The following is a 23,392-nucleotide window of genomic DNA, read 5'->3' on the forward strand; positions in this document are numbered from 1 at the left end:
GGACCCGCCGGGACCCGCCGGGACCCGCCGGGACCCGGCCCCGGACATCCGAACACGAACCGACACCGAAAGGCTCCGACACATGGCCGATGGGCATCCCGCGCGTCGCGTGGTGGACCTCCTCACCGGCGCCTGGCAGGCACAGGCGCTCCACGCGGCCGCCGTACTCGAAATCCCCGACCACATCCAGGCCGGCCGCACCACCACGGCCGAACTCGCCGAGGCGACCGGCTCCGGGGCGGACGGGATCGAACGCCTGATGCGTCTCCTGACCGCCATGGAAGTCTTCACGGGCGGCGGAGCCGAGGGCTACCGGCTGACCCACGTCAGCGATCTGCTCCGCACGGACCACGAGCGCTCGATGCGGGACATGGCGGTGATCTACGGCGAGGAGTTCCACCGCGCATGGGGCGCCGTCGTGCCCGCCGTCCGCACCGGGATATCCGGCTTCGAGCACACCTTCGGCACCACCCTGCGCGGGCACCTGGCGGCGGACGCGGGAGCCGCCGCCAAGTTCCAGCGGGCGATGAACGCCGGGAACGTCTTCTTCCAGGACGTCCTGGACTCCTACGACTTCGACTCCGCCCGCACGGTCGTCGATGTCGCGGGCGGCGGCGGCATGCTGCTGTCCACCATCCTCGCCGCCCACCCCGGTCTGCACGGGGTGCTGTTCGACCTGCCCCACATCGTGCCCGTGGCCGACGCCCACCTGACGCGCGCGCTCGGGCCCGGCCGGCACCGCACGGTCGGCGGGGACGTCTTCGAAGAGGTCCCCGCGGGCGGCGACGTCTACCTGCTGTCGCGGGTCCTGCAGGACTGGGACGACGCGCACGCGGTACGCCTGCTCACCTCGATCCGGGCGGCCATGCCCGACGGAGCCCGGCTGCTGATCGTCGAGCGGGTCATCCCCACCGACGGCACGGAGCTCCTGCCGCTGCTGTGGGACCTGCACCTGCTGATGGCGGCGGGCGGCCGGGAGCGCACCCTCGACGGCTACCGGACGGTGCTCGACGCGGCCGGCCTGCGCCTGGACTCCGTACGCGAACTGGCCCTGGAGACCAGCCTGCTGGTCGTGGCACCGGCGAAGGAAGAACGATGAACGCACACTCCCGGACCGGCGCGGCCGCCGACCGCCGCGTCCCCGTTCTCATCGTCGGCGGAGGCGGCTCCGGACTCACCTCCTCGCTGGCCCTGTCCGGCCTCGGCATCGAATCGCTCCTCGTGGAACGCCACCCCTCGACGTCCGTCCAGCCGAAGGCGCACATCCTCAACGCCCGCACGATGGAGATATTCGAGCACCTCAAGGTGGCCGAGGACATCTACCGCGAGGGCTCGCCGCCGGAGAACAGCGGGGCGATGGTGTGGCTGTCCAGCCTCGGCGGGGACGAGCCGTACGACCGCAAGGTGCTGCACCGCACGAGCGCGTTCGGCGGCGGCGAACTGGCCGCCCGCTACGCGAAGGCCTCCGCGCAGCCCCACGCCAACCTCGGCCAGCGCTGGCTCGAACCCCTGCTGCGCCGGCACGCGGAGGAACGCGCGCCCGGCAGCCTGCTCTTCCACCACGAGCTGCTGGACCTCGACGAGGACGAGGAGGGGATCACCGCGACCGTGCTCGACCGCGACACCGCCGAGACCTTCCGCGTGCGCTGCTCGTACGTGATCGCCGCGGACGGCGGCAAAACGGTCGGGCGCCTGCGGGACGACGTCGAGATGGAGGGCACCCCGACCTTCCTCGAGTGGATCAACCTCCACGTCCGGGCGGACTTCTCGCCGTTCATCCCGTACGACGACGCCGTCGTCAACCGGGTGTCGAGCCTCTCGCAGGACGGCGCCCTGGAGCACTGCGGGGTGGTACCCATGGGACCGCGCCGCTGGGGCCGCCACTCGGAGGAGTGGACGCTGATGTTCTCGCGCCCGCCGGGGGCCCAGGGAGCCGCCGAACTCGACGACGAGACCATCGTCAAGATGGTGCGCGGCACGCTCAAACTCCCCGACGACCACCCCATGGAGGTCGAGAGCATCAGCCGCTGGCCCGTCGAGGGAACCGTCGCACGCCACTTCCGCTCGGCCCGCGTCTTCCTCGTCGGCGACGCCGCCCACCGCCACCCGCCGTCGGGAGCGCTGGGCCTGAACACGGCCGTCCAGGACGCCCACAACCTGGCGTGGAAACTCGCCCTGGTCCTGAGCGGCCCCGCGGACGAGGCCCTGCTCGACAGCTACGACGCCGAACGGCGCCCGGTCGCCGTCCGCGTCGTGGAGCGCGCGCTCTTCTCCCTCTTCAACCAGATCGCGTTCACCGCGGGCACCGGCGTGGTGCAAGGGGCCCGCCCGGAGTGGAACCGCGCCCAGATGACCGCGCTCTTCTCCGACACCCCGGACGGCGAGACCCGCCGCGCCGTCCTGCGCGAGTACTTCGACACCAACCGCATCACCACCGCGCACCTCGGCCTGGAGATGGGCTACGACTACGCCGACGCCGGCAGCGTCACCCCCGACGGAAGCCCCCGCCCCCAGACGGACCCACTGGGCCTGCAGTACCCGCAGACCGCCCGGCCCGGCTCCCGGCTGCCGCACGCCTGGCTCCGCCGGGAGGGCCGGCGCGTCTCCACCCACCAGCTGCACACCGCACCCGGGTCCTTCCTGCTGTTCGCCGGTGCCCACGGCCGGCCCTGGCTGGAGGCCGCCGACCTGCTGGCCCGCCGCCACGGCGTCCGGATCGACGCGTACGCCGTCGCCCCCGGGGACGGGCTCGAGGACGCCGACGGCGAATGGCGCCGGCTGCGCGGCCACGACGAGGACGGAGCCGTCCTGGTCCGTCCCGACGGCTTCGTGACGATGCGGCTGCTCTCCGCGTGCCCGGATCCCGCGCGGGCGCTGGAGGAAGCCCTCCGCACCGCCCTCGGGCACACACCGCGCGCCCCCCTGGCGCCCGCCGCCGGCAAGACCGCGCGGACGAGCGCCGGCGTGAAGGGGAGGTGCTAGATGGACGTCGCCCCCGCCACGCACACCCCCGTCGCCATCGTCGGCGGGGGACCGGTCGGCCTGATGCTGGCGCTGTTCCTCGACCGTCACGGCGTGCGCTCCACCGTCTTCGACGCGGCGCAGCACCCGTACGGCGAGCCACGCGGCAACACCCACAACGCGCGGACCATGGAGCACTACCGCCGCCTGGGCATCTCGGCGCCGATCCGCAGGCTCGGCCTGCCCGACGAACATCCCGCCGACATCGCCTACTTCACCCGCTACGACGGCCACGAGCTGGCCCGGCTGCCGCTGGCCTCCCGGAGCCGGCGCATGAGCCAGACGGCCGGCGCACCCGCCACCGACCAGACACCCGAGCCGGTCCACCGCGCCAACCAGATGTACGTCGAGCGGTTCCTGTACGAGCACGTCCGCACCCGCCCCCGCATCACCCTGCGCCTCGGCCGCACCGTCCACGACCTGCGGCAGGACCAGACCCAGGTCGTCCTGAGCACCGAGGACGCCGAAGGCCGCACCGAGCACACCCGGGCACGCTACGCGGTGGGATGCGACGGCGGACGCAGCTTCGTACGCCGCTCCCTCGGCGTCCACTACGAGGGCCCCGGCTCCCTCGACCAGGAGGTGCTGGGGCGCCGGGCCACCGCCGCCCACCTGCGGCTGCCCACCTTCCACACGGACGTCATGACCGGCCCGCGCGCCTGGAGCTACTGGGCGCTCAACAGTGAGCTCGTGATGAACCTGATCGCCCTCGACGGCGCGGACGAGTTCTTCCTGCTCACCAGCTCCGTCGACCCCGATACCGCCGACGCCGGCCGGCTCGCCGACCTGGTCCGCCGGGCCGCCGGCACCCCGCTGCCCGTCGAGGTCCTCGGCCACCGGCCCTGGACCCCGGGCGCGGCCCTGGTCGCGCAGCGCTTCACCATCGGCCGGGTCCTGCTCGCCGGGGACGCCGCGCACCTGTTCACGCCCAACGGCGGGTTCGGGATGAACACCGGCGTCGACGACGCCGCCAACCTGGCCTGGAAACTCGCCGCGGTCCTCCAGGGCTGGGGCGGCCCCGGCCTGCTCGCCACGTACGAGACGGAACGCCGTCCGGTGGCCCTGCGCAACACCGCCGCGGCCCGCGAACTCAACGCGGGGCTCGGCTCCATCGGCCGGCCGCCAGCCCTGGAGGAGGACGGCCCGGCCGGGGAGGAGGCCCGGGCCAGGGTGGGCGCCCTGCTGCGCGACTACGGGGAACGCACCCACTCCCTCGGCGTACAGCTCGGAGCCCGCTACGACGGCTCGCCCATCGTCGCCGGCGACGGGGAGCCCCCGGCGGACTCGTGGGGTACGTACACCCCCTCCGGCGTCCCCGGCGGCCGGGCCCCGCACCTGTGGCTCGACGACTGGCACGGACAGGGCAGCTCGCTGTACGACCGCTTCGGCACCGGCTGGACCCTGCTGCGCCTCGGCGGCGGCGCACCCGACAGCAAACGGCTGGAGGCCTCCGCCCAAGGCCTCGGCATGCCGCTGACCGTCCTCGACGTGGACATCCCGGAAGGCCGGGACCTCTACGAGCGGGACCTCGTGCTGATCCGTCCCGACCAGCACGTGGCCTGGCGCGGCAACAGGCTGCCCACCCACCCGGGCGAACTCGTCGCCCAACTGACCGGTTCGGGGCGGGCCGGGGCGAGGGAGGCGGCATGAGCGGCACCACTGCTCTGGAGGTCTGCATCGTCGGGGCCGGTCCGCGCGGCCTGTCGGTGCTGGAGCGCATCTGCGCCAACGAGCGCAAGTCCGCCGCGCACGGCGCGGTCGTCATCCACCTCGTGGACCCCTATCCGCCCGGCGCCGGCCGGGTCTGGCGCACGGACCAGTCACGGCTGCTGCTGATGAACACCGTCGCCTCCCAGGTGACCGTCTTCACCGACGGGACGGTGGAGATGGACGGGCCCGTGGATCCGGGGCCGAGCCTCCACGAGTGGGCCCGTACCGTCGTGCCCTGCGACGACACCGGCGCCTACGACGACGCGACCCGCGCGGAGGCACAGCGCCTGGGCGCCGACGACTACCCCACCCGCGCCTTCTACGGCCGGTACCTGGAATACGCCTACCACCGCGTGAGGCACGAAGCACCCGCCCACTGCGCCATCGTCGAACACCGCACCCGCGCGGTCGCCCTGGAGGACGACGGCCCCGCCCCCGGCGGCGCGCAGACGCTCACCCTCGCCGACGGCACCCGCCTGTCCGGCCTGGACGCCGTCGTGCTCGCCCAGGGCCACGTACGGGGACGGCCCTCGCAGAAGGAGGCCGAGTGGTCGCGGAAGGCCGCCGCCCACGGCCTCGCGCACGTCCTCCCCGCCAACCCGGCGGACCTGGACCTCTCCGAGGTCAAGGCGGGACGACCGGTGCTGATCCGGGGCCTGGGCCTGAACTTCTTCGACCAGATGGCCCTGCTCACCCGCGGCCGCGGCGGCACCTTCGTCCGCCGCGCGGGCCGGCTCGGCTACCTGCCGTCCGGGCGGGAGCCGCTGATCTACGCCGGCTCGCGGCGCGGCATCCCGTACCACGCGCGCGGCGAGAACGAGAAGGGAGCGCACGGCCGTTACGAGCCCAGGCTGCTGGACCCGGACGCGATCCGCGCACTGCGCCGCCGCACCCGCGAGGGCGAGCGGGTCCACTTCTCCACCCACATGTGGCCGCTGATCGCCAAGGAGGTGGAGAGCGTCTACTACGAGACGCTGCTGGTCTCCCGAGGGCAGGCCGAGCGGGTCCCGGCCTTCGCCGAGGCCTACCTGGCGGCTCCCGGCACAGCCGCGGAGTGCGAACTCCTCGACGCACACGGCATCGAGGAGGGCGCCCGCTGGGACTGGGACGCGCTCGCACGCCCCGCGGGCTCCACCCGATTCACCGACCGCGCGCACTTTCGCCGCTGGCTCCTCGACTACCTGGCACGGGACATGCGGGAGGCCGCCTCCGGCAACGTCAGCGGCCCGCTCAAGGCGGCCCTGGACGTCCTGCGCGACCTGCGCAACGAGATACGGCTGGCCGTGGACCACGGCGGACTGGAGGGCAACTCCTACCGCGACGACCTGCAGGGCTGGTACACGCCCCTGAACGCCTTCCTCTCGATCGGCCCTCCCGTCTCCCGCATCGAGGAGCTGCACGCGCTCATCGAGGCCGGAGTGGTCGAGATCCTCGGGCCCGATCTGGAGATCGTCATCGAATCCGACGGCCCCGCCCCCGCGTTCGCGGCCCGCTCCCGGAGCGTGGACGCCGAACCGGTGCGTGCGTCCGTGCTCATCGAGGCCCGGCTGCCGGAGCCCGACCTGCGGCGGACCGGCGACGCCCTGCTCCTCCACCTGCTGCACACCGGCCAGGCCGTCCCGTACCGGCTGGAGGGCAGCTGCGGCACCGTGTACGAGTCCGGCGGCCTGGCCGTCACCCAGCGCCCGTACCGGACCGTGGACGCGCACGGCCGCGCCCATCCGCGCCGCTTCGCCTACGGCGTGCCCACCGAGGCCGTGCACTGGGTGACCGCCGCCGGGATCAGGCCGGGCGTCAACTCGGTGACCCTCGGCGACTCGGACTCCATCGCCAGGGCCCTGCTGGAGCTCGCCCCGCATCGGGCGGTCCCCGCGGCCGGCCTCGTGGAGGTGGGCACATGACCGATCCGGCCGATCAGTTCGACGGAGGGCCCGACGCGGGACTCCTCTCGCCCGTACGGGTGGGCGCCCCCGTCGAGGAAGCCGTGGGGGAGCGGGCCTGGATCCAGGCCATGCTCGACGCGGAGGCGGCCCTGGCCCGGGCGCAGGCCCGGCTGGGCACGGTCCCACCGGCCGCCGCGCAGGCCATCACCGCCGCCGCCCGGGCGGAACGGTTCGACCCGCGGGCCCTGGCCGTCGCCGCCCGGGAGACCGCCAACCCCGTGGTGGGCCTCGTACGGGCCCTGACCGGCCTGGTGGCGGCCGAGGATCCGGCGGCCGCCGCATACGTGCACCGCGGCTCGACCAGCCAGGACGTGCTGGACACCGGCGCGATGCTCGTGTGCGCCCGCGCCCTGCACCTGATCGGCGCCGACCTGGCACGCACCGCGGAGGCCCTGGCCGTACTCGCCGGGGAACATGCGGACACCGTCATGGCGGGCCGCACCCTCGCCCTGCACGCGGTCCCCACCACCTTCGGCCTCAAAGCGGCCGGCTGGCGCCGCCTCGTCCTGGACGCCGCCGAGCGGATCGCCGCCGTACGCACCTCCCTGCCCGTTTCCCTGGGCGGCGCGGCCGGCACCCTGGCCGGCTACCTGGAGTACGCGGCCCCGGCCCCGGGCCGGACCCCGGCGGACGCCTCCGCCCCGGCGGGGCCCCCCGCCCCCGAGGCCTACCCGGCCCGGCTGGCCGAGGCCTTCGCCGCCGAGACCGGTCTGGCCTGCCCCGTGCTGCCCTGGCACGCGCTGCGCACACCGATCGCCGACACCGCGGCCGCGCTCGCCTTCACCACGGGCGCGCTCGGCAAGTTCGCCGTCGACGTACAGGTGCTGGTCCGCACGGAGATCGCCGAGGCCGCCGAACCCGCCGTCCCCGGCCGGGGCAGCTCGTCCGCGATGCCCCACAAACGCAACCCCGTGCTCTCCACCCTGATCCGCAGCGCAGCCCTCCAAGTCCCCGCCATGGCAAGCGCCCTGACCCAGTGCCTCATCACGGAGGACGAACGTGCCGCGGGCGTCTGGCACGCCGAATGGCTCCTGCTGCGCGAGTGTCTGCGCCTGGCGGGCGGCGCCGCGTGGACGGCCGCCGAACTCGCCCGGGGGCTGACTCCCGATCCGCGGCGCATGCTCCGCAACCTCGCCCTCACCGGCAGTCAGGTGGCCACCGAGCGCCTGGCCGCGGCCCTGACCCCCGGGCTGGGCCGCACCCGCGCCAAGGACCTCCTCTCCGCGGCCTCGCTCACCGCCGACCGCGAGCAGCGCCCGCTGGCCCACGTCCTGCGCGAACTGCCCGAAGTGTCCCGCCACCTCACCGGCGAGGAACTGAACCGCCTGCTCGACCCCACCACCTACACCGGCGCGGCCCGCTCGCTCGTCTCCCGCGCGCTCCGCGAGCCGCCACCGCCCGTGCCGCGTCCCGACAAGCCGGAGGAAATGTGATGTCCCGCCGCCTGTTCACCTCGGAGTCCGTGACCGAGGGCCACCCCGACAAGATCGCCGACCAGATCAGCGACACCATCCTCGACGCCCTGCTGCGCGAGGACCCCGCCTCCCGCGTCGCCGTCGAGACCCTGATCACCACCGGCCTCGTACACATCGCGGGCGAGGTCACCACTCAGGCCTACGCGCCGATGGCCCAGCTCGTGCGCGAGAAGATCCTGGAGATCGGCTACGACTCGTCCGCCAAGGGATTCGACGGCGCATCCTGCGGAGTCTCCGTCTCCATCGGCGCCCAGTCCCCCGACATCGCCCAAGGCGTCGACACCGCGTACGAGAGCCGCGTGGAGGGCGAGGAGGACGAGCTCGACCGGCAGGGCGCGGGGGACCAGGGCCTGATGTTCGGCTACGCCACCGACGAGACGCCGAACCTGATGCCCCTGCCCATCGAAATGGCCCACCGCCTGTCCCGGAGGCTGTCCGCCGCGCGCCGCGACGGCTCGATCCCCTACCTGCGCCCCGACGGCAAGACCCAGGTCACCATCGAATACCAGGGCAGCCGCCCCGTCCGCCTCGACACCGTCGTCGTCTCCTCCCAGCACGCGGCGGACATCGATCTGGAGAAGCTGCTCACTCCCGACATCCGCGAGTTCGTCGTCGAACACGTCCTGCGCGACCTGGCCGAGGACGGCATCAAGCTCGACACCGAGGGCTACCGCCTGCTGGTCAACCCGACCGGCCGTTTCGAGATCGGCGGCCCGATGGGCGACGCCGGCCTGACCGGCCGCAAGATCATCATCGACACGTACGGCGGCATGGCCCGTCATGGTGGCGGGGCCTTCTCGGGCAAGGACCCGTCGAAGGTCGACCGCTCCGCCGCGTACGCCATGCGCTGGGTCGCCAAGAACGTGGTCGCCGCCGGTCTGGCCTCGCGCTGCGAGGTCCAGGTCGCGTACGCGATCGGCAAGGCCGAGCCCGTCGGCCTGTTCGTGGAGACCTTCGGCACGCACAAGGTCGACGTCGAGAAGATCGAGAACGCCATCGGCGAGGTCTTCGACCTGCGCCCGGCCGCGATCATCCGCGACCTCGACCTGCTGCGCCCGATCTACGCCCAGACCGCCGCCTACGGCCACTTCGGCCGCGAGCTGCCGGACTTCACCTGGGAGCGCACCGACCGGGCCGCACAGCTGAAGGCCGCAGCAGCCCGGTGACGGCGCGCCTCCGGCGCCGTTGCCCCCATCCGGCCAGACCCGCCGACAGCGTGAGCCGGCCCCAACCAGCCCAGGAGAACTCGTGCGCATCGCAGTCACCGGTTCGATCGCCACCGACCACCTGACGGTCTTTCCCGGCCGGTTCCGCGACCAGCTGATCCCCGACCAACTCGACCACGTCTCGCTGTCGTTCCTCGCCGACACCCTCGAGGTGCGACGGGGCGGCGTGGCGGCCAACATCGCCGTGGGCCTGGCCCGGCTGGCCCTGACCCCCGTGCTCGTCGGCGCCGCCGGCCAGGACTTCGCCGACTACGCCGCATGGCTGCGGAACAACGGCGTGGACACCGGCTCCGTACGTGTGAGCACCACCCTGCACACGGCCCGGTTCATGTGCACGACCGACGCCGACCACAACCAGATCGCCACCTTCTACGCCGGCGCCATGGCCGAGGCCCGGCACATCTCCCTGGCCACCGTCGCCGAACGCACCGGAACCCCCGACCTGGTGGTCATCGCCCCCAACGACCCCGAGGCGATGCTCCGCCACACCGACGAGTGCCGCCGGCTGGGGATCCCCTTCGCCGCCGACCCCTCCCAGCAGCTCGCCCGGCTCGACGGCGACGAGACCCGGCGCCTGATCACCGGCGCCCGCTTCCTCTTCACCAACGCCTACGAGGCAGCCCTCCTCCTCCAGCGCACCGGCTGGAGCCGCGAGGACGTCCTCGCCCGCGTCGGCACCTGGGTCACCACCCTCGGCGCCGACGGCGCACGCCTCGAAACCCGCGACGGCCGACCCGAGCGGATACCGGCCCTCCCGACAGCCACCCCGGCCGACCCCACCGGCGTGGGCGACGCCTTCCGGTCCGGCTTCCTCGCCGCGATCGGCCGCGGAGTGCCCGCCGCGACAGCCGCCCGGCTGGGCTGCGCCCTGGCCACCCTGGTCCTCGAATCGATCGGCACCCAGGAGTACAAGATCGTGCCAACCGACCTCCTCCACCGCATCGCCGATACCTACGGACCCGAAGAAACCGCCGTTCTGGAACCGATCCTGACGGACCTGCCGTGACCACGCCGGCTGCCTCCCCCCTCGCCGCCACACCCCTGCGGGAGCACCTGGACGCGGGCCTGCCCTCCTTCTCCTTCGAGTTCTTCCCGCCGAAGACCGAGACGGGACACCGCACCCTGTGGGAGGCCGTCCGCCGGGTCGAGGCCCTGTCGCCCACCTTCGTCTCGGTCACCTACGGCGCGGGCGGCTCCTCCCGGGACCGCACCATCGAGGTCACCCGGCGCATCGCCGCCGAAACCACCCTGCGCCCCGTGGCCCACCTGACCGCCGTCGGCCACTCGGTGGCCGAACTGCGCCGGATCGTCGGCAGCTACGCCGACGCGGGCATCCGCGACATCCTCGCCCTGCGCGGGGACCCGCCGGGTGCCCCCGGCGCCCACTGGACACCCCACCCGGACGGCCTGACACACGCCCACGAACTCGTCACCCTGGTGCGGGAACTGGGCAGCTTCACGGTCGGAGTCGCCGCGTTCCCCGAGCGTCACCCCCGCTCGCCCTCCTGGGCCGAGGACATCCGGCACTTCGTCGCCAAATGCCGGGCCGGCGCCGACTACGCCATCACCCAGATGTTCTTCGACGCGGACGACTACCTCCGGCTGCGGGACCGGGTCACGGCGGCGGGCTGCGACACGCCGATCATCCCCGAGATCATGCCGGCGACCGACTTCCGCCAGATCCGGCGCTTCGCCGAACTCAGCGACGCCCGCTTCCCGGACGTCCTCGCCCGGAAACTCGAAGCGGCGAAGGACCACCCGGCGACGGGCCACCGCATCGGCGTCGAGCACGCAACGGCCATGTCCGACCGCCTCCTGGCCGAGGGCGCCCCGGGCCTGCACTACATCACCCTCAACAAATCCACCGCGACCCTGGAGATCCACCAGAACCTCGGCATCACGCGGAACCTCGCCATCACGCGGCTGTAACCCGCACCCGTCCCTCTTCGTTAGGGGACGAGTGACCACCACCAATCCGAGCACAACCGAAACCCTGACCCGGTTCTACGCCGCCGAAACGGCCTACATCGCCGCGGGCGGCCCGGGCCGGGCCGGCTTCGAGGAGATCGCCGCCTGCCTCCACCCGCAGGTGGTGCTGCACCAGGCCCCCGGGCTGCCGTACGCGGGTGACTGGCGCGGCCCCGACGGCATCGAACGGTTCATGGCGGTCATGGGGGAGGCCTGGCAGTCGGTCGAGTTCCTGGACCAGCACCGGATCATCGACGGCCCCGATGTCGTCGTCACCAGCCGCGTCCGGTTCGTGGCCCGCGCGTCCGGCCGCGTCCTGGAGACCAGGATCGTCCAGCTGATGTCCGTACGGGACGGAAGGATCACCGAGATCCGCCCCTTCTACTGGGACCCGGCGGCGGTGACCACCGCACTGCGGGCCCCCTGAGACCCGGCTCCCAGAACTCGACGTCGGAAAGCAGCCAGCACTCCGGCAGCCCGGCGTCGAGCATGGGAACCACCATGAACCCTTCCACACCGAGTACCCGCGCCCGCACGACCGCTCCCGGAACACTCGACCGGGACGAACTGTTCCAGCAGCTGAACACCGACGGCGTGGCCCTCACCCCGCCCCTCCTCGACCGCGAGCAGTGCCGGGAGATCGCCGCCCTGTTCGACGAGCCGGGGCTGTTCCGCTCCACCGTGGTGATGCAGCGCTACCAGTTCGGGCGCGGCTCCTACAAATACTTCGCCGACCCCGCCGCGGTCCCACTGGTGGGCCGACTGCGCGAGGAGCTGTATCCCCTCGTCGCCTGGATGGCCAACCAGTGGGCCCCGCAGCTGAAGGAGCGGAGCTACCCCGCCACCCTCGACGAGCTGCTCGCCGAGTGTGCGGCAGGCGGCCAGTCGCGGCCCACCCCGCTCCTCCTGCGCTACGACAAGGGCGACTACGCCTGCCTCCACCAGGACGTCTACGGAGACATCGTCTTCCCCCTCCAAATCGCCATCATGCTCAACGAGCCGGGCGAGGACTTCACCGGAGGCGAGAACGTCTTCGTCGAACAGCGCCCCCGCGCCCAGTCCCGGGCACTGGTCGTCAAACCGTCCCTCGGCCAGGGAATGATCTTCCCGGTCCGGCACCGACCCGTCCGCGGGGTCCAGGGCTTCCGCCGCCACCCCATGAAGCACGGCACCAACGCCGTCGACCGGGGCCGCCGCACGGTACTGGGCCTGATCTTCCACAACGCCCGCTGACGAAAGGAAAGCCCGATGAAACTCTTCACGAGGACCGAAAGCCCCCTGGGCACCCTCCTCCTGGTCGCAGAGCGGTCCACCAGCACCCCCGGCACCCTCACCATGCTGACCCTGGCCATGCCGGACAGCCGCAACACCACCGAGCCCCACGCCGAATGGCGGTACGACCCCGAAGCCTTCACCGAGGTGAACAACCAGCTGGCGGAGTACTTCGAGGGGCGCCGCACCCGCTTCGAGGTGGAGTACGCCGGCAGGGGCACCGAATTCCAGGAACGCGTCTGGGACGCCATCGACACCATCCCGTACGGCACGACCACCACCTACGGAGCCCTCGCGGAGCGCCTCGACGTCCCCCGCGGCCAGGTACGCGCCCTGGGCGCGGCGATCGGAGCCAACCCCCTCCTGCTGCTCCGCCCCTGCCACCGCGTGATCGGAGCGGACGGCACCCTGCGCGGCTACGCCGGCGGCATCGACCGCAAAGTCGCCCTGCTCACCCACGAGGGCGCCCTCCAGCCGATGCTCACGACCTGAACGAAAGAGCCCGATGAAGCCGCAGAACTCTCCTCACCCCCTCGGCACGGCGGACTGGAAAGCCCTCGCCCAGGAACTCGACACGTACGGGTGCGCGCTGACACCGCAACTCCTCGGCCCCGCCGAGTGCCGCGACCTCGCCTCCCTCTACCAGGACGCGGAACGCTTCCGCACCACCATCGACATGGCCCGCTACCGCTTCGGATCCGGTGAGTACCGCTACTTCACCCACGATCTCCCCGAACCCGTGGCAGCCCTGCGGGCCGCGCTCTACCCCCACCTCCTGACCATCGCCCGCGACTGGGCCGAACGCCTGGGCCGTCCCGCACCCTGGCCGGACTCGCTCGACGAATGGATCGCGATGTGCCACGCGGCCGGACAGGACCGCTCGGCGCAGATCCTGCTGCGCTACGAGGAAGGCGACTGGAACGCCCTGCACCGCGACCTCTTCGGCGACATGGTCTTCCCGATGCAGGTCGTCATCGGCCTCGACGCCTACGGCACCGACTACACGGGCGGCGAGTTCCTGCTCGTGGAACAGCGCCCGCGCGCCCAGTCCCGGGGCACCACGACCCCGCTGCCCCAAGGCCACGGCCTGATCTTCACCACCAAGGACCGCCCGGTGCGCACCAAGCGGGGCTGGTCCGCAGGCGCCGTACGCCACGGCGTGAGCACGGTCCGCAGCGGCCGCCGCCACGCCCTGGGCCTGGTCTTCCACGACGCGGCCTGACCGGGTGTACCTGCTGACCGGGCCCGACGGCCGCCCGTACCCGTCCCCGACCCCGGGCCGGCTGGGCGGCCACCGAGGCGCACGCCTCTACGGACGCCTGGACTGCCCCTCGGCACTGCGGGCCATCGCCCGCGGCGGCTACATCCCGCACCGCGTCTTCTTCGCCGACGAACCCACCGCCCGGGCCGCGGGCTACCGCCCGTGCGCCCGCTGCCTCCCGCAGAAGTACGCCGACTGGAAGACCACCCAGAGGACCGGAGCCCAAGAATGAAGAGATCGCCCCTGCTCCGCCCGGACGAGGCAGCCGCCTACGCCGCCCTCCCACCCCCCGCCCCGCACACCGAGGCCGAACTGGCGGCCCTCGTCACCCTCGTGACCCGATCCGGGGCCAAGACGGTGGTCATCGGCCACAGCCGCGACAGCGCTTCGGCCGACGCCGCGTCGGCCTTCGCCAGGGCCTGGCGCTCCAGCGGCGGCGAAGTCCTGGACACGGTCACCTGGCCCGAACAGGCCGCATCCTGGCTACGCCCGGCCCACCGCCTGACGGCGCCCACCCCCGACGCATGGGTGATCGCCGCGGCCCCCCTCGGCTGGGCCCAGATGACCCGCCGCCTCCTCCACAGCACCAACTGGACCCCATCGCGCACCTTCACCTTCCCCTCACCGGCCACCCTCGCCGACACCCCCGCAACCTTCGCGGTGCCGACGCCGGAGGGCGCCAGCTGGCGGACCGCGCGAGGAGGCCCTGCCGGCCTATGAGCGGTCGGGGCAGCCGGCCTCGGTCCGGCCCTTTGGCTCCATCACGGCCGCAGAGTCAGTCCCCGGTGCCGGTCGGAGATCAGTACTCCTCGTCGGGATAGCCCCACTGAACCTTGCCGCTCGCACCGGCAGCCACCTCTGCGACGGTCGCCGCGAAGAGCCCTTCGAAATGCGGCCGCCACAGGTAGAAGCGGCTGATCCCCAGCGGAAAGTCGGATTCGCCGGACACGAAGAACGCGCCGTCGTCGTCCACCGCCACCCCCAACGACACCTGGGGGCTGAGGGACTCCTCACGCAGCAGCTCCTCGAGAGCACGGACGATGGCCCAGGCCTGCGGCTCACCCGTGACACCGGTGACGGTGAAGGCGAGATCAATGTTGACCGACATAGAAGGAGGGTAGAGGGCACCACCGACAGCGCCAGACGATGGTCCGACACATGACCTCACCCCTGCCAACCGAAGTGGTAGCCGTCGATGCGCTGGTAAAAACACCCCCGGCACCTGCTCCGCGGCCAAGGGCGACGACCGGAGTCTGCTCCAGTGGAGTAAGGACAACGTTTCGGGCAAGACGACGAGCTACGGCTACGACACAGGCAACCGGCCGACGCAGGTCGCGACTTCGGGGGGTGGCAAGACGTACACCGCCAATGAGCTCGTCCACCAGACGACCGACAAGGGCGAGCGACCCCACCGCCGGCCGATTCACCGCCCAAGACCCCGTGCCGTCGCGCAGGAACAGAGGGAGGAAGCATGACCGGCTCCGGATCGAGCACCCTGCTGGCCAAAGGCCAATGGATCCCGGACGGATGGACGGGAACGGTGTTCTTCGTTTCGCTGGCCGTCGCCGCGCTGGCCCTCATGGCGGTCCGTTGGTACCAGAAGAAGCGTTGAGAACCAGACGAGCACCGGGGGAGACCGACTCGCCGCGTGCCGACCGGCCGAGACGACGCCTGGGCTGCTCGGCAGGACGGTCACACCAGTCGGATGCGTGGCCCGCGTTTTCCCGCAAGGAGTTGGTGGTTGTCGCCCAGCCGCGGTGTCTGTCACCACACGCCTACGTGTCCTCTTGGGAAGGATCGCCTCGACATGAGGCTTGGGCTGCTTGTGTGACATGGGCGATCACGCTGCCCGGCTCCGGCCTGCGCACCACTTATCTTGGCCGTCATGTGTGCCGACATCAGCCCTTTCCGGATCCAGATTCCGCAGGCCGATCTCCATGACCTGCACGACCGTCTGGCTCGTACTCGATCGCCCTACCCGGTGCCCGGCGCCGAATCGGAATGGGATCACGGCATCCCGTCGGGCTACCTCCACGAGCTGGCCGACCACTGGGCGAACGGGTTCGACTGGCGGGCCCATGAGGCCCGGCTGAACACCTTCCCGCAGTTCACGACGGAGATCGACGGGCAGACCATCCACTTCCTGCACCTGCGCTCGCCGGAACCGGATGCCACGCCGCTGCTGCTCAACCACAGCTACCCGACCTCGTTCGTGGAGTTCCTCGACGTCAGCCGGACACTGACCGACCCTCGCGCGCACGGAGGGGACCCGGCCGACGCGTTCCACCTCGTCATTCCCTCGCTGCCCGGCTTCGTCTTCTCCAGCCCGCTCTCGGCACGCGGCTGGAACCTGGAGCGCACCGCCCTGGCCTTCGGGGAGCTGATGACGCGACTCGGGTACGAGCGCTTCGGCGTGGAAGGCGGCGATCTCGGGGCGGGGGTGACGGGCCGGGTGGCGATGCTCATGCCGGAGCGGGTGATCGGCGCCCACACCCACGGGGACCGGCTCCAGCTCGGCATGGCCGGCGAGGACCTCCCGGTCCCGGACGGCCTGAGCCCCGAGGAGCTCGCCAGGCTCGAAGCCGCACAGCGCAGCTGGGGACAGCTCAAGGGCTACAAGGTGCTGCACCAGACCATGCCCAACGCCCTGGCCGCGGGCCTGGCGGACTCGCCGATCCTGCAGCTGGCCTGGATCGCGGAGAAGTTCGTGCAGTGGGCCAACCCGGCCACACCGATCAGCCGCGAGAACGTCCTCATCACCGCCAGCCTCTACTGGTTCACGCGGACCGGACCCGCGGCCGGCGACTTCTACTGGGAACTCGCCCACGCCGACAACCCGGGCTGGGGCACCACCTCCGGCGTCCCCATGGCCTCCTCGCTGTTCTACAGCGACCCGCTGGTCCGCAAGGTCCTCGGGCCCGGCGAAGGCAGCACCGTCTTCTTCCGAGAGCACACCGAAGGCGGCCACTTCCCCGCCTTCGAGGTCCCCGACCTCCTCGCCGACGACATCCGCTCCTTCTTCCGTACCCTGCGTGCCTGACCCCCTGCCCGACGACCTCGTCCCGGACCTGCACGCGCGGCCGGAACGCCCCGGTGGATGGCCGGTCGGCTCCCTGCTAGCCACCCGGACCCCACCGCGATGGGCCGGCGCGACCGCGAGGAGCGACCGCGGGGCGAGCGGCTACACCCGACCCGCGCCTGACATGGCAGGGCCCGGACCCAGGGGATGTGTCCCTGACGCCAGCTCAGAATTCTTTCGCCGAGGGGCGTTTGTCCGGCCACAACCGGGTCAGACGCATGGACAGCGGAGCGCGTAGCCCGGACTGCAGCGATGCTCCGCGGGCCGGAGCCGTGCGGGAGAACGATGCTCACGCGGCCCCGGCCACCGGCACCACGACTGCCGCACGGGATCCGCGCGGCACCGGGAAGCCCGAGCACGGCGGCCATCTCCCTCGGCCGCGGAGCGGCTTCCCGGCAGCCCCCGACGACGGCGCTCAGACCACCGTCCCCGGGCCTCGGATCCCGGCGGCAGCCGCTCTCCCCGCGTGCGGGCCCGCCTGCCTGCTGGTCATCAGCATCGACCGATGCGGCGGGTCGGCCGCGCCGCCGCCTCGTACGCGCGGAATTCGCGCGAAAGCGCGCGTCGCCGGCGCGAAACAGAGCCCGGCCGGGTGACTGTGGCCCAGCCGCTCCGCGTGTGGGCACTGCCGCACGCAGAGAGTGACGGAGAACGGCACAAGGATGACGCCTGCCGGCCGCCGCGCCGGATTGTGAGGCCATCCGCAGTTGTCCGCCCCGCTTTCCACGTGCATGGAACGGCCTCCCGGGGAAGGCGCACCGGGAGCACGTACACCTGAGAAGGGACGGACACCATGGCTCGACCGAGGATCGTGGTCGTCGGCGCCGGCTTCGCCGGCGTCGCCTGCGTACGCCGCCTGGAGCGGACCCTGGAACCCGGGGAGGCGGAGATCCTGCTGGTCACTCCGTTCTCCTACCAGCTCTACCTGCCCCTGCTCCCGCAGGTGGCCTCCGGGGTGCTCACCCCCCAGTCCGTGGCGGTGTCACTGCGCCGCAGCCGCCGCCACCGGACCCGGATCGTGCCCGGCGGAGCGGTCGGCGTCGACACCCGGGCCAAGGTCTGCGTCATCCGGAAGATCACCGGGGAGTTCGTGGACCAGCCGTACGACCATCTGGTCCTCGCCCCGGGAAGCGTGACCCGCACCTTCGACATCCCGGGCCTGGCCGAGCACGGCCGCGGCATGAAGACCCTGGCCGAAGCGGCCCACCTGCGCGACCACGTGATCGCCCAGCTCGACTTGGCCGACGCCGCCACGCCGGGCTCGGCGGAACGGACCTCACGGCTCGGCTTCGTCGTGGTCGGCGGCGGCTACGCGGGCACCGAGACGGCCGCCTCCCTGGAGCGGCTCACCACCAACGCGGTCGACCGCTACCCCCGGCTGGACCGGCGCGAGATCAGCTGGCACCTCGTCGACATGGCTCCGAAACTGATGCCCGAGCTCGGCGACCGGCTGGGCCGGGCCGCCCTCGACGTGCTGCGCCGCCGCGGCATCGAGGTCTCGCTCGGTGCGTCCGTCGCCAAGGCGGGCCCCGAGGACGTCACCCTCACCGACGGGCGCGTGCTGCCCTGCCGCACCCTCATCTGGACGGCCGGCGTCACCGCGAGCCCGCTCATCGCCACGCTCGGCGCCGAAACCGCGAGGAGCGGCCGGCTCGTGGTCGCCCCGGACCTGCGGGTACCGGGGGCGGAGGGCGCGTTCGCGCTCGGTGACGCGGCCGCCGTGCCCGACCTCGCCGGCGGCGTGGAGGGCGCGGTGTGCCCGCCCACCGCGCAGCACGCCGAACGCCAGGGCAAGGTCGCCGCCGACAACATCGTCGCCACGCTACGGGGCACGCCCCTGCGTCCGTACGTCCACAAGGACCTCGGGCTGGTCGTGGACCTGGGCGGCCGCGACGGCGTCTCCCGGCCGCTCGGCATCGGCCTGCGCGGGATGCCCGCCCAGGCCGTGGCCCGCGGCTACCACTGGGCGGCGCTGCGCACCGGGGCCGCGAAGACCCGGGTGCTGACGAACTGGCTCCTGAACGCCGTAGCCGGCGACGACTTCGTCCGGACGGGCTTCCAGACCTACAAACCAGGGACGCTGCGCGACTTCGAGTACACGGACCACTACCTCACCGCGGAACAGGTACGGGCCCGCACGGCGGCCGACGGAGTGGACCGTCCCGGCGAAGGAGATCTCCCTCAGTAGTCGGGCCGGGGCTCGGCGGCTCCCCGGACGCCGTGTTCGGCTCCTGGCAGCCGCCGATCGGGGCTCGCGGGCGGGCGGTTTCAGACGGGGGTGTCGGTGATGTGGCCGTCGGTCAGTTCCAGGCGGCGGGTCACGTGTACGGCGTCCAGCAGCCGGCGGTCGTGGGAGACCAGCAGCAGGGTGCCGTTGTAGGTGTCGAGGGCGGATTCGAGTTGCTCGATGGCTTGGAGGTCGAGGTGGTTGGTGGGTTCGTCCAGTACCAGCAGATTGACTCCGCGGCCCTGCAGCAGCGCGAGCGCGGCCCGGGTCCGTTCACCCGGTGAGAGGGTGGCTGCCGGTCGCAGGACGTGGTCCGCGCCCAGGGCGAACTTCGCGAGCAGGGTACGGACCTCGGCGCTCTCCGCCTGAGGCGCGGCGGCCCGGAAGGCGTCCAGCAGCGACTCGTGCCCGTGGAAGAGCGCCCGGGCCTGGTCGATCTCACCGATCACCACCCCGGTGCCGAGCGACTGATGACCGGAGTCGAGCGGGACGCGGCCCAGGAGCGCGCCGAGCAGCGTCGACTTGCCGGTGCCGTTGGCGCCGGTGATGGCGACGCGGTCGGCCCAGCCGATCTGCAACGAGAGGGGTCCGAGCGTGAACCCGCCGCGCCGTACGGTGGCGTCGCGCAGGGTGGCAACGACCGTTCCGGAACGGGGCGCGGCGGCGATGTGCATGCGCAGTTGCCACTCCTTGCGGGGTTCCTCCACCTCCTCCAGGCGCTCGATGAGCCGCTCGGCCTGCTTGGCCTTGGCGGCCGTGTTCTCGCTGTTCTCCATACGGGCGCTGCGGGCGAACTTGTTGTTGTCCCGGCCGCGGCGCTGGGCTGTGCGGACTCCCTTCTCGGCCCAGGACCGGTGGATGCCGGCCCGTTCCTGGAGGGCGGCCTTGCGCCCGGCGTACTCCTCGTACTCCTCGCGGGCATGCCGCTTGGCACGCTCGCGCTCCTCCAGGTACGCCGTGTAGCCGCCGCCGAACTGGCGTACCTGCTGCTGGGAGCGGTCGAGCTCGAGGACCTGGGTGACGGTGCGCGTGAGGAACTCGCGGTCGTGACTGACCACGACCACCCCCGCACGCAGCCCGTGCACGAACTCCTCCAGTTGTTCCAGGCCGGCCAGGTCGAGGTCGTTGGTGGGCTCGTCGAGCAGGAAGACGTCGTAGCGCGACAGCAGCAGCGACGCCAACTGCGCCCGTGCGGCCTGCCCGCCGGACAGGGCGGCCATGTCCTGCTCCAGCCCGATGCCGAGACCGAGGGTGTCGGTGACCTGCTCGGCGCGCGCGTCCAGGTCGGCGCCGCCCAGGGCCAGCCAGTTCTCCAGGCTGGTGGCGTAGGCGTCGTCCGCCCCGGCGATGTTGCCTGCCAGGGCTTGGGCGGCGGTGTCCAGAGCGTGCTGGGCAGCGGCGACACCGGTACGCCGGGCGAGGAACGCGTAGACGCTCTCGCCCGGGCGGCGGTCCGCTTCCTGCGGCAGGTACCCGACGGTCGCGCCGGCGGGGGCGGTGCAGACCTGGCCTTCCTCGGGACGGGCGAGCCCGGCGAGGATGCGCAGCAGGGTGGATTTGCCGGCCCCGTTGTCCCCGACCAGGCCGATCACCTCCCCGGGGGGCACGACGAGGTCGAGGCCGGTGAACAGGGGGAGGTCGCCGTGGGCTGCGGAGAGATTCTTCGTCGTCAAAGTTGCGGTCATGGGGTCGCCTACCGGAAGTGGTCGGTCACCAGTGGTGAGAAGCGTGTGAGGGTGAGGCGCACGGTCGGCAGCGCGACGGCAGGTGTGGGGTGCGGCGCATCCGAGAGCGGACGCGGGCTCGTGACACGGAGGGCATCGACCGGCATCGGAAGGCCGGGAAGAGGCGCAGAGGTCGCATGCACACCACCACCGCCGGCGCAGCCGACCGCGGCAGGGCAGCACGGGCGAAGACGCCGTGCTGACAGCAGGGATACGAACCTCAGATGCGCAAAATCCACCTCAATCGGTGACAACAGGACCGTCCACCACGTTACACACCGAGCGCACGGCTACACCACGGACTTTCGGCCCTGCCTGCTACCGCCCACGGCCCCGCTCCTCATACCGACCACGGGTCCCGGCGCCGCCGGAGGGCGCGTCCGAACCTTCACGGGTTCAGCTGCCAGATGGATGCGTTGAGGGCGGTCGCGAACGCCACCCACACCAGGTACGGGACGAGCAGGAGGGCGGACACCCGGCTCAGCCGCCGGAACAGGACCACCGTGATGGCGAGCGCGGCCAGCAGCAAGAGGATGTTCAGCAGGGCGAGCCCGTATTGGCGGGCCACGAAGAACACCGGGGTCCAGGCCAGGTTGAGGACCAGCTGGACCGACCACCAGGCGAGGGACCGCCGCACGCGCGGGCGGTCCGGGTGGCGCCAGACCAGCCAGGCCGCAACGGCCGTCATCCCGTACAGCACGGTCCAGACAGGCGCGAACAGCCAGGCGGGCGGGGCCCAGCCGGGCCGCTGCAGCGCCCCGTACACCTCACCCGCATCGGCGGAAGCGAGCGCTCCCAGCGCCGCGACGCCGTAGCTCACGGCGAGGAAGCCCGCGAGAGCCCGCCACTGCGCAGATCGCTGCGGGCGCGCCGAAGTCGGTGTGGGTGTCGCGGAATGTGCCACGGCCGGCTCCCGTTGCTCGATGACTTTCGACGGGCAGCGCGACCTGCGACCGACCGCGGCCCGGCATCTGCTGCGCGCGGCCACGGTTTCGTGGGGCGCTGCCCGCCTCTTCTTCTCCTGCCGTGCCGCTGCCGGATGCGCAGGACGGACGCTTCCGTCCCTGTGGCCCGGCTGGGCGTCACCACCCCCGCGTTCCCGGCGGGCCCTTGAAGGGACCTTCGACCTCGGAGGTGATCCAGCCCCCGTAGAAGTCGCCGGGCTGCGCGACCACCTCCTCGTCCTCGACCCGGCACTGATCCACCCGGGACGGGTAGAAGGCCAGGAAGCCGGTGATCGCGGTGAATCCGGGGGAGGGGTCCTCGTAGCTCCACGCCACGTCCGGGACGCCGGCCTTGCCGTCGATGCGCAGGTCCCAGTACGTGGCGACGCCCTTCCACTCGCACCACGTTCGCGTCCCGGACGGCACGAGCAGCTCTTGCCGCGTGTCCTGGGGCGGAACGTAGAAGACCGGGGGATGGCTCGTCTCCAGCACCCGGACCGCTCGGTGGGTATCGGCGATGCGCATCCCGGCGCATTCGACGATCACGTGCCGGCTGTCCGCCTCGAGGCGCGGCGGACGCGGGTAGTCCCACACGGATTCGGGTGGTCTGCCCGACGGCCTGCTCGCTTTCATGGCCACCTCCCTGAGCTCACTGCGAGGGGGAACCCGCGCCCTCGAGCTGGTCGACCAAGGTGTGTACGGCCGCGGCCGGGTCGCCGCCTTTGGGCAGGGCGGGCGGCCGCCCAGCCACCGGCCGGTCCGAGAAGCCCGTCTCCAGGTGGGGGAGCCGGAAGTCGAACACCCGCAGCCGCCGGGCCCGCCCCTCGCGGCCCAGGACACCCAGCCAGCAGCTCAGGGCCGTCTTGGCCGCCGAGTAGTCGGCCGTGCCCAGCATCGGCCGGTCCACGACCGCTCCCGTCACGGCGGCCAGGAACCCGCCGTCCGTCACCCGGGGGATCGCACCGCGCAGGACCGCCGCCGGACACAGCATGTTGACGGCGAACAGGTGCTCGACGACCGCATCGGACATCTCCTCCACGCGCCCGAACCCAGCTACCCCCACCGTGACCAGGACGCCGTCCAGTCCACCCAGCTCCCGCCCCGCCCACGTGGCCAGGGCGGCACAGTTTTCGACGTCGTACGCGTCCAGCGCTCGGACCGGAGCTCCGCCGAGTCCGCGGGCTGCGTCCGCCAGCCGGTCCAGATCCCTTCCTGCGAGAGCGACCGCGGCCCCGCGGACCCGCAACTCGCGGGCCGCAAGTCCGCCGATGACCCCGCTGGCGCCCGCCACGAGCACCCGCGAGCCGCTCATACCGAGCCCGGACGGAGCGGCGCCGCTTTCCATGTGCATCACCCTCGCCTCACAGGTCGGCGATCCGTGCCACGAAGAAGCCGGCCACGAGGACGGTGCCGAGCACGATCAGCCCTTCTCCTCAACCGTCCGGCGGCGGCCGCCCGGCCCGCACATCGCACCGTTGATGCATCGCTTGAACCTCGTAGGCCCTGCCCTGCCCTGCCCCGCCCACCCCGTCCATGCTCCGC

General features: G+C 72.4%; 22 protein-coding genes. 17 read left to right on the plus strand and 5 right to left on the minus strand.

The genetic code is table 11. From position 1 onward, the window contains the following. Positions 1–82: 82 nt before the first annotated feature. From ACWCP2_RS06215 to ACWCP2_RS06280, 14 genes are all read left to right on the plus strand, one after another. A complete protein-coding gene (locus ACWCP2_RS06215; RefSeq protein ID WP_450907407.1) occupies positions 83–1,099 on the plus strand; it encodes a methyltransferase in 1,017 nt (338 codons plus the stop codon). After that, positions 1,096–2,982 carry an FAD-dependent monooxygenase gene (locus ACWCP2_RS06220; RefSeq protein WP_450907408.1) on the plus strand — a complete coding sequence of 629 codons (1,887 nt, stop codon included), beginning with the start codon at positions 1,096–1,098 and terminating at the stop codon, positions 2,980–2,982. Before ACWCP2_RS06215 ends, ACWCP2_RS06220 begins: the two co-directional genes overlap by 4 nt. After that, entirely contained in the window at positions 2,983–4,671 is a 1,689-nt protein-coding gene (locus tag ACWCP2_RS06225) for an FAD-dependent monooxygenase (RefSeq protein WP_450907409.1), read from the plus strand. It begins immediately after the preceding gene. Beyond that, positions 4,668–6,632 (plus strand): FAD/NAD(P)-binding protein, encoded by a 1,965-nt coding sequence (locus ACWCP2_RS06230; RefSeq protein ID WP_450907410.1) that lies wholly within the window; start codon positions 4,668–4,670, stop codon positions 6,630–6,632. Before ACWCP2_RS06225 ends, ACWCP2_RS06230 begins: the two co-directional genes overlap by 4 nt. Then, entirely contained in the window at positions 6,629–8,107 is a 1,479-nt protein-coding gene (locus tag ACWCP2_RS06235) for a lyase family protein (RefSeq protein ID WP_450907411.1), read from the plus strand. Before ACWCP2_RS06230 ends, ACWCP2_RS06235 begins: the two co-directional genes overlap by 4 nt. Beyond that, positions 8,107–9,315 carry a methionine adenosyltransferase gene (gene metK, locus ACWCP2_RS06240; protein ID WP_450907412.1) on the plus strand — a complete coding sequence of 403 codons (1,209 nt, stop codon included), beginning with the start codon at positions 8,107–8,109 and terminating at the stop codon, positions 9,313–9,315. Before ACWCP2_RS06235 ends, metK begins: the two co-directional genes overlap by 1 nt. Positions 9,316–9,397: 82 nt before the next feature. After that, positions 9,398–10,381 carry a carbohydrate kinase family protein gene (locus ACWCP2_RS06245; protein ID WP_450907413.1) on the plus strand — a complete coding sequence of 328 codons (984 nt, stop codon included), beginning with the start codon at positions 9,398–9,400 and terminating at the stop codon, positions 10,379–10,381. 35 nt (positions 10,382–10,416) lie between these two features. Then, a complete protein-coding gene (gene metF / locus ACWCP2_RS06250; protein ID WP_450907596.1) occupies positions 10,417–11,304 on the plus strand; it encodes a methylenetetrahydrofolate reductase [NAD(P)H] in 888 nt (295 codons plus the stop codon). A 31-nt stretch (positions 11,305–11,335) separates the two neighbouring features. Further along, positions 11,336–11,770: a nuclear transport factor 2 family protein gene (locus ACWCP2_RS06255; RefSeq protein ID WP_450907414.1), complete on the plus strand. Its 435-nt coding sequence runs from the start codon at positions 11,336–11,338 to the stop codon at positions 11,768–11,770. A gap of 74 nt (positions 11,771–11,844) precedes the next feature. Continuing rightward, positions 11,845–12,576 carry a 2OG-Fe(II) oxygenase gene (locus ACWCP2_RS06260; RefSeq protein WP_450907415.1) on the plus strand — a complete coding sequence of 244 codons (732 nt, stop codon included), beginning with the start codon at positions 11,845–11,847 and terminating at the stop codon, positions 12,574–12,576. Between the two features lie 15 nt (positions 12,577–12,591). Beyond that, a complete protein-coding gene (locus ACWCP2_RS06265; protein ID WP_450907416.1) occupies positions 12,592–13,107 on the plus strand; it encodes a methylated-DNA--[protein]-cysteine S-methyltransferase in 516 nt (171 codons plus the stop codon). Between the two features lie 13 nt (positions 13,108–13,120). Next, entirely contained in the window at positions 13,121–13,837 is a 717-nt protein-coding gene (locus tag ACWCP2_RS06270; protein WP_450907417.1) for a 2OG-Fe(II) oxygenase, read from the plus strand. Positions 13,838–13,841: 4 nt separating this feature from the next. Beyond that, complete coding sequence (locus ACWCP2_RS06275; protein ID WP_450907418.1) at positions 13,842–14,108, plus strand: Ada metal-binding domain-containing protein; 267 nt, start codon at positions 13,842–13,844, stop codon at positions 14,106–14,108. Continuing rightward, positions 14,105–14,596 carry a hypothetical protein gene (locus ACWCP2_RS06280; RefSeq protein ID WP_450907419.1) on the plus strand — a complete coding sequence of 164 codons (492 nt, stop codon included), beginning with the start codon at positions 14,105–14,107 and terminating at the stop codon, positions 14,594–14,596. The genes ACWCP2_RS06275 and ACWCP2_RS06280 overlap by 4 nt, the downstream gene beginning before the upstream one ends. 79 nt (positions 14,597–14,675) lie before the next feature. On the opposite strand, the gene ACWCP2_RS06285 is transcribed toward ACWCP2_RS06280, so the two are convergent. Next, complete coding sequence (locus tag ACWCP2_RS06285) at positions 14,676–14,984, minus strand: hypothetical protein (protein ID WP_450907420.1); 309 nt, start codon at positions 14,982–14,984, stop codon at positions 14,676–14,678. A 363-nt stretch (positions 14,985–15,347) separates the two neighbouring features. On the opposite strand from ACWCP2_RS06285, the gene ACWCP2_RS06290 reads away from it, so the two are divergent. From ACWCP2_RS06290 to ACWCP2_RS06300, 3 genes are all read left to right on the plus strand, one after another. After that, positions 15,348–15,488, plus strand: a complete 141-nt coding sequence (locus ACWCP2_RS06290; RefSeq protein WP_450907421.1) for a hypothetical protein — start codon at positions 15,348–15,350, stop codon at positions 15,486–15,488. Positions 15,489–15,761: 273 nt separating this feature from the next. Beyond that, the gene (locus ACWCP2_RS06295) at positions 15,762–16,916 is read left to right on the plus strand and encodes an epoxide hydrolase family protein (protein WP_450907422.1); all 1,155 of its coding nucleotides are present in this window, start codon (positions 15,762–15,764) and stop codon (positions 16,914–16,916) included. An 832-nt stretch (positions 16,917–17,748) separates the two neighbouring features. Next, a complete protein-coding gene (locus tag ACWCP2_RS06300) occupies positions 17,749–19,143 on the plus strand; it encodes an NAD(P)/FAD-dependent oxidoreductase (RefSeq protein ID WP_450907423.1) in 1,395 nt (464 codons plus the stop codon). 80 nt (positions 19,144–19,223) lie between these two features. On the opposite strand, the gene ACWCP2_RS06305 is transcribed toward ACWCP2_RS06300, so the two are convergent. The 4 genes from ACWCP2_RS06305 to ACWCP2_RS06320 all read right to left on the minus strand — a co-directional run bounded on the left by ACWCP2_RS06305 (position 19,224) and on the right by ACWCP2_RS06320 (position 23,201). Then, the gene (locus tag ACWCP2_RS06305; RefSeq protein ID WP_450907424.1) at positions 19,224–20,867 is read right to left on the minus strand and encodes an ABC-F family ATP-binding cassette domain-containing protein; all 1,644 of its coding nucleotides are present in this window, start codon (positions 20,865–20,867) and stop codon (positions 19,224–19,226) included. 427 nt (positions 20,868–21,294) lie between these two features. Then, positions 21,295–21,810, minus strand: a complete 516-nt coding sequence (locus ACWCP2_RS06310; protein WP_450907425.1) for a TspO/MBR family protein — start codon at positions 21,808–21,810, stop codon at positions 21,295–21,297. A gap of 178 nt (positions 21,811–21,988) precedes the next feature. Further along, positions 21,989–22,483, minus strand: coding sequence for a DUF427 domain-containing protein (locus ACWCP2_RS06315; RefSeq protein ID WP_450907426.1), 495 nt, complete (start codon positions 22,481–22,483; stop codon positions 21,989–21,991). A 16-nt stretch (positions 22,484–22,499) separates the two neighbouring features. Then, entirely contained in the window at positions 22,500–23,201 is a 702-nt protein-coding gene (locus tag ACWCP2_RS06320) for an SDR family NAD(P)-dependent oxidoreductase (RefSeq protein WP_450907427.1), read from the minus strand. Positions 23,202–23,392: the final 191 nt, after the last annotated feature.

Source organism: Streptomyces sp. NPDC002104 (assembly GCF_053593795.1).